Source organism: Acidimicrobiia bacterium (genome assembly GCA_016650365.1).
Classification (GTDB): Bacteria; Actinomycetota; Acidimicrobiia; order Spongiisociales; family JAENVV01; genus JAENVV01.
In genome coordinates, this window is record JAENVV010000192.1 from 1 (window position 1) to 6,586 (window position 6,586).

A 6,586-nucleotide genomic window follows, 5' to 3' on the forward strand; every position below is an offset into this window, starting at 1 on the left:
GCCGCGGGTGAGCGTGGCTGCGCAAATCGCCGCGGTTGACTCCATATCCGGCGTCTTTGATTTTGGGTCCATGACGATTTCGGCCACGAGCATCGGGCCGAGGCCCCGAACATCGCCGATGAGGTCCGGGTGGGCGACCTGGATCCCTTCAAGGCGGGTCCGCATGTGGTCGCCAATGGATGTGGCGTGATCAAGGAAATCTGGATCGGAAATCAGCCGGATCGACTCGATGGCCGCTACACAGGCGAGAGGGTTGCCGCTGTACGTTCCTCCCAGGCCCCCCGGATGGGGGGCGTCCATAAGCTCCGCTCGACCGGTGATAGCCGAGATCGGCATCCCGGACCCAAGCGACTTGGCGGTCGTGACGATGTCCGGAATGACGCCGCTGTGCTCGATGGCGAATAACTTGCCGGTCCGGCCCATGCCGGACTGGATCTCATCGGCAATCATGACCATGCCGTGTTGATCGCACAGTTGGCGGATGGCTTCCAAGAATGCGGTTGGCACGGGAAGAAAACCGCCTTCGCCCTGGACCGGTTCGATGACGACCGCGGCTACCGCTCCGGGGTCCACCCGCGAGATGAACTGATCATGCAGCCGGGCCACCGACCAGTCAATGAAGCCCTTTTCGCTCATCTCGTCGGGGCGGCGATACACGTTCGGGAAATCAAACCGGTAGATCTCGGGGGCGAACGGCGCATACCCTTTCTTGAATAGGGCGTACTTGGACGTCATCGAGGCGGTCAGGTTGGTGCGACCGTGATAGGCGCCTTCAAAGACCACCACCGCCTGGCGTCCGGTGGCCGACCGAGCGACATTGATGGCGGTCTCGACGGCTTCGGCCCCGCTGTTCATGAGGACGGTCTTCTTGGCGAAGGAACCCGGCGTGATCGCGTTGAGCAGTTCGGCGACCTCGATCAACGGCTCGTATGAGGCAACGATGGCGCACATGTGGAGGAGATTATCGGCCTGCTTCTTGATGGCCTCGACGACGGTCGGCGGGCAATGCCCGGCTGCCAGGACTCCGATTCCGCCGGCGAAGTCCAGGAACTCGTTTCCGTCGACGTCGGTGACGATGGCGCCGCGCGCCGAGGCCACGGCGATTTGAGTGAGTTTGGAGGCGCCACGGGCCATGGCTTGCTCGCGCCGGGCCACAAGTTCGGTACTCCGAGGGCCGGGAATGGCGGTCACAAGATTGATTGATCGGGTGTTTGTTGACATGGGGCCCTCCGTGACCTGCCGACCGATGGACAAACGGTTCATGTCCGATCGTAGCCGTTGGCGGCATTATGGTTTGCGTTCAGCCTCTGGACAAGCGAAACAGCTGTCGGATTTCTTATTCGCGATTGATCTGTGCAGGCCACCTCCGATGCAGCTACCCTACGCTGCGCGGCCCCCGAGGGGGGTTCCCTGACTCTGCTAGGAGGCAAACGATGATGACGCCAAGACGACGTGGTTCCATGGATGCTGCAGCGGCAGCCCTGAAGTCCGGTATGGACCGGCGGGAGTTCCTGAAACGCTTCGGGATCGGGGGAGCGCTGTTGCTTGGGGGCCCGGCATTGCTGGCGGCCTGTGGTGATGGCAGCACATCGACGACGGCCGGTCTGGCGGGCACCACGTTGCCTCCTGATCTTCAACTGTTCGTCGATAACTGGATTCTCTACATCGACACCACCGAGGACTCGCCAGACGGGACCTCGACGATCGACGAGTTCGAGGCCAACACGGGCATCAAGGTGACGTACACCGAAGGCGTCAACTCGAATGAGGAGTGGTTCGGGAAGTATCAGGCGCAGCTCGCAGCCGGCCAGCCAACCGGCCTCGATATTGTCGTACTGACCGACTACATGGCAGCCCGGATGCTCCGGCTCGATTACGCCGAGAAGATCGACAAAGCCAACGTGCCGAACATGGCCAATCTCGTCGATGCTCTTGCTTCGCCGAGCTTCGATCCATCTCGCGATTTCACACTGCCCTGGCAGTCGGGGTTCACCGGACTTGCCTACGACGTCGATCAGACGGGTGGTGCTTTGTCGAGCCTTGAGGCCATCAAGGATCCAAAATTCGCCGGCAAGATTGGTCTGCTCACGGGATATCCCGATACGATTGGCCTGTTGCTTCTGCTCGAAGGCAAGGACCCGGCGACCGCTTCGTTGGACGAGATGCTGGCCGCCACCGATGACCTCGCCAAGCTCATCTCAGATGGTCAGATCCGGCAGATTTACGGCAACGACTACATCGATGCCCTTATCAACGGTGATCTTGCCGTCTGCTTCGGCTGGTCCGGTGACATTGTCGCAAACCAGGAAGACAGCCCGCAGATCCAATTCGCCTTCCCCGACGAAGGCGTCATGATCTGGACCGACAACATGATGATCCCCAAGGGCGCCGCCAACAAGGCCAATGCCGAGAAGTGGATGGACTTCTACTATCAGCCGGCCGTGGCCGCCGAACTGGCCTACTGGGTGTGGTACGTGTCACCGGTCAAGGGAGCCCAGGACGCCATGGGAGACATCGATCCCGAGTTCGTTGATCAGCCGTTGATCTTCCCGGATGAGGCGACCCTGGCCAAGGCACACATCTTCCGTTCGTTGACCGAAGAGGAAGAGACCACCCTCAACGAGGCGGTCGCCACCGCCAGCGGCGTATGACGCAGGGACCGGACTCTACGGCGGGGGCTTCAACCCCCGCCGTAGAACTTGTCGGTCTCACAAAGGCGTTCGGTGACATCGTTGCCGTCGACGGACTGACGCTCGATATTTCGGAGAACTTGTTCTTTGCCATTATCGGCCCCTCCGGTTGTGGAAAGACGACGACCTTGAGAATGATTGGTGGCTTCGAAGAGCCGACCTCAGGCACCATCAAATTGCATGGCGAGGACGTGACGGGGACCAAGCCATATCAGCGTCCTGTCAATACGGTGTTCCAGAGCTACGCCCTTTTTCCCCATCTCACGATCTACGAAAACGTGGCGTTTGGTCTCCGGCGCCAGGGCATCGAAAAGAGCGAGGTCAATCGACGGGTCGGTGAAATGCTTGACCTGGTCCACCTCGCCGAAACATCCAAACGCAAGCCGCGGCAGTTATCGGGTGGCCAGCGCCAGCGGGTAGCACTGGCCAGGGCGCTCGTCAACCATCCGCGCCTCTTGCTCCTCGATGAACCGCTCGGGGCTCTTGACCTCAAGCTTCGCAAGGAAATGCAGTTGGAGCTCAAGCGGATCCAGCAAGAAGTTGGTATTACGTTCATCCATGTGACCCACGACCAGGAGGAGGCCATGACGATGGCCGATTCCATTGCCGTCATGCGAGATGGCAAGATCGAACGGATGGGTGAACCGGTCGAGATCTATGACGATCCCCGGACCAGGTTCGTTGCAGGGTTCCTTGGGGCATCGAATCTCATGGAAGGCCAGGTAACCGGGACCGACGGTGTCACCTTGACCGGAGGTCACCGGTTCCATGTGTCGGCTGACAAACTCGTAGGATTAACCGGAGCCGTGCATGTGGGGGTTCGCCCCGAGAAGATTCACCTGAGCCCGGAAGATGCGTCCCCCGTCCACGCCAATCGTCTGGCGGGCGTTGTAACTGATTCGTCCTTTATCGGTGTTAGCACCCACTATCTCGTCCAGACCGAGTTGGTTGGCGAGCTAACGGTGGTTGTCCAGAACCTCGGGGTAACCAGGTTTGCGCCTTCTGACTCGGTCACGTTGAGTTGGGATCCCGACCATACCTTCGTCGTGGCCCGATAGGCGATGACCACCCGGACTGACGCGGCAGACAAAGCCGACCGGCGGCGTCGGCGGGTTCCCTATTTGCTGCTCGCCCCGGGCATGCTCTGGCTACTTCTGTTCTACGTCATTCCGATGTTCGGTCTGGCGATAACGTCCCTGCAAGAAGGCTCGCTTGAGCAGGGGTATACGTTCACGGGCAATATCGGCAGTTATGTTTCCGTGTTTACGACGTACCTTCCGCAACTTCGGAACTCCCTCATGTTTGCGCTCGGGGCAACGGTCATCGGCCTGCTCGTCGGTTACCCGTTGGCATACGCGATCGCCTTTTACACCTCGCGTTGGAAGAGCCTCTTTTTGCTGATGATTCTCGTGCCCTTTCTCGTCCCGTTCCTGTTGCGGACCCTTGCCTGGCGCGTGATCCTCGCCGATCAGGGTGTCGTCGTCAGCGCTCTCAAGACGGTGGGGTTGCTCGGGGAGAATGGCCGGCTGCTATCGACTGGTTGGGCCATTTTGGCGGGTCTGGTCTACAACTACCTGGCGTTTATGACCCTGCCGATCTATGTGTCGCTTGACAAGATCGAGCCTTCGCTACTCGAAGCGGCCAACGACTTGTACGCCACGCCGTGGACGGCGTTTCGTAAGGTGACGTTGCCGATGTCGATGCCCGGCATCATATCTGGGACCCTGCTTACGTTTATTCCCGCCGCCGGGGATTACGTCAATGTGGAGCTGCTCGGTAATAGGAACTGGACGATGATGGGCAACGTCATCCAATCCAAGTTCCTGGTGATCATCGATTACCCGGCCGCCGCCGCCATCTCGTTCACGCTGATGGCCATCATCGTGACGGTGGTGGTTATCTATGTCAGACGAGTTGGAACAGAGGAACTACTCACATGAGGGCCAGGGTTTTTTACCGCACCCTGTTGGGGTTGGGCATCGCGTATCTGTTTGTCCCGGTACTCGTCGTGGTGGCCTTTTCATTCAATGATTTCAAAGGCCGTCGGAACGTATCGTGGGAAGGCTTCACGCTCAGGCACTGGGCCGACCCATTTAAGCTTCCCGGACTCAGCGAGGCAGTTCTCAATTCCCTCACGATCGCTTTCCTGTCGGCATTGATTTCGACGATTGTCGGCACCCTCATTGCCCTGGCCCTCGTGCGATACCGATTCCGGGGAAGAGCGACCACCAACCTCCTGCTGTTCCTACCGATGGCCAGCCCCGAGGTCGTTATGGGTTCCGCTTTGCTCACGCTCTTCGTTGCTACTCATGTTGGCCGGGGCTACGTGACGGTGCTGCTCGCCCATATCCTCTTCAATCTGAGCTATGCGGTGGTTACCGTCCGGGCGCGGATTGTCGGGTTCGACCGGCATCTTGAGGAGGCCGCCATGGACCTGTACGCCAACGAATGGCAGACGTTCAGACGCGTGACATTCCCGATGATCATGCCAGGGGTGCTCGCCGCGTTCATGCTGGCGTTTGCGCTCAGCTTCGACGATTTTGTGATCACCAATTTCAACTCGGGATCCATGCAAACCTTCCCGATCTTCGTGTACGGAGCCACCAAGCGGGGGGTACCTCCTCAGGTGAACGTACTCGGCACGATGATCTTCGGGGTGATGGTTATCGCGATGGGGATCTTCTTGTTCATTCAGAATCGGCGGAAAAAAGCCCGGGACTGATCTCCTCGGCACATCCGGCGCCCGCCCTGGCTGGACGACCTTCGGTCGTTCGTCGGCCCGGCCGGATTGTCCGGTCGGACGCAGATCAGACCCTCCGCTTGGAGTTGCGGGTTCCACGGGCGATCTGATTCGCCGGGACCTGCCGATCTGATTGGTGCCTCGCTAGTGTCGGCCCCGGCAGGCAAATTGGTTGATCAGGGCGTCGTGAACCTCCCCGTCGTTGGTGATGTTCGGAAAGACAGGTGGCCGAAGTGGTGGAGTTACCGGACCGCGCACAGGTGGTCATCGTCGGGGGTGGGGTGATCGGGTCGAGCGTCGCCTACCACCTTACGAAGTCCGGCTGGACCGACGTGGTGCTCCTCGAGCGTAGCCAACTCACTTCCGGGACCACCTGGCACGCCGCCGGGTTGATCGTATCGGGCGGCATGACGACCGAAACTTCCGCCTGGATGGCCGACTACACCCGCAAACTGTACGAGCGTCTCGAGGCCGAAACGGGTCTGTCGACCGGGTTCAAACCGGTCGGGTACGTGCAGACCGGATCGAACCCGGAGCGCATCGACAAGCTGCGGCGAGAGGCCGATTTTCTTCGCGGCCTCGGTATCGTGCGAGAGGAGATCTCGCCGGCCGAGGTCAAAGAACTCTGGCCGATGCTCGACACGAGCGAGATGATCGCCGGGTTCTATACCCGCGAGGAAGGTCGCGCCGATCCTGCCAACTGTGCCATGTCAATGGCCAAGGGTGCCCGGATGGGTGGTGCAAGGATCATCGAGGGAGTGGCGGTGACTGGCTTCACTGTGGCGGGAGAGCGGGTGAGTGCCGTCCAAACATCCCTTGGCGATATCGAATGTGACTACGTCGTCAACTGCGGGGGTATCTGGGCCCGTCAGATCGGCGCCATGGCCGGCGTATCGGTCCCGTTGCAAGCGGCCGAGCATGCCTACCTCATTACTGAACCGTTCGAGGGGGTCTCGCCCGATCTCCCCATCTGGGAGGATCCCGATCGTTTCGCGTATTACCGGGAGGAGACGGGCGGGATCATGGTCGGTTTGTTCGAACCGGTCGGCGCCCCGTGGAAGGTCGAACACGTGCCGGACGATTTCAGTTTCGGCGAGATCACCAACGACTGGGACCGGTTGGCCCCGTTCCTGGAAGCTGCCATGGAACCGTTGCC

At 60.2% G+C, this 6,586-nt stretch carries 6 protein-coding genes; 5 read left to right on the forward strand and 1 reads right to left on the reverse strand.

The features are described from left to right. On the reverse strand, window positions 1–1,221 hold a 1,221-nt coding region (locus tag JJE47_11790; protein ID MBK5268103.1), incomplete at its 3' end, for an aspartate aminotransferase family protein. A 239-nt stretch (window positions 1,222–1,460) separates the two neighbouring features. Here JJE47_11790 and JJE47_11795 point away from each other — a divergent pair. From JJE47_11795 to JJE47_11815, 5 genes are all read left to right on the forward strand, one after another. Next, complete coding sequence (locus JJE47_11795) at window positions 1,461–2,651, forward strand: spermidine/putrescine ABC transporter substrate-binding protein (GenBank protein ID MBK5268104.1); 1,191 nt, start codon at window positions 1,461–1,463, stop codon at window positions 2,649–2,651. Further along, window positions 2,648–3,748, forward strand: a complete 1,101-nt coding sequence (locus JJE47_11800; protein ID MBK5268105.1) for an ABC transporter ATP-binding protein — start codon at window positions 2,648–2,650, stop codon at window positions 3,746–3,748. Before JJE47_11795 ends, JJE47_11800 begins: the two co-directional genes overlap by 4 nt. A 3-nt stretch (window positions 3,749–3,751) precedes the next feature. Then, entirely contained in the window at window positions 3,752–4,630 is an 879-nt protein-coding gene (locus JJE47_11805) for an ABC transporter permease (GenBank protein MBK5268106.1), read from the forward strand. Continuing rightward, entirely contained in the window at window positions 4,627–5,412 is a 786-nt protein-coding gene (locus tag JJE47_11810; protein MBK5268107.1) for an ABC transporter permease, read from the forward strand. The genes JJE47_11805 and JJE47_11810 overlap by 4 nt, the downstream gene beginning before the upstream one ends. 242 nt (window positions 5,413–5,654) lie before the next feature. Continuing rightward, on the forward strand, window positions 5,655–6,586 hold a 932-nt coding region (locus JJE47_11815), incomplete at its 3' end, for an FAD-binding oxidoreductase (GenBank protein ID MBK5268108.1).

Bases quoted from the DNA above. Each gene is read 5' to 3' on its own strand.
- JJE47_11810 (MBK5268107.1), top strand. From the start codon at position 4,627: ATGAGGGCCAGGGTTTTTTACCGCACCCTGTTGGGGTTGGGCATCGCG.
- JJE47_11800 (MBK5268105.1), top strand. From the start codon at position 2,648: ATGACGCAGGGACCGGACTCTACGGCGGGGGCTTCAACCCCCGCCGTA.
- JJE47_11795 (MBK5268104.1), top strand. From the start codon at position 1,461: ATGGATGCTGCAGCGGCAGCCCTGAAGTCCGGTATGGACCGGCGGGAG.
- JJE47_11805 (MBK5268106.1), top strand. From the start codon at position 3,752: ATGACCACCCGGACTGACGCGGCAGACAAAGCCGACCGGCGGCGTCGG.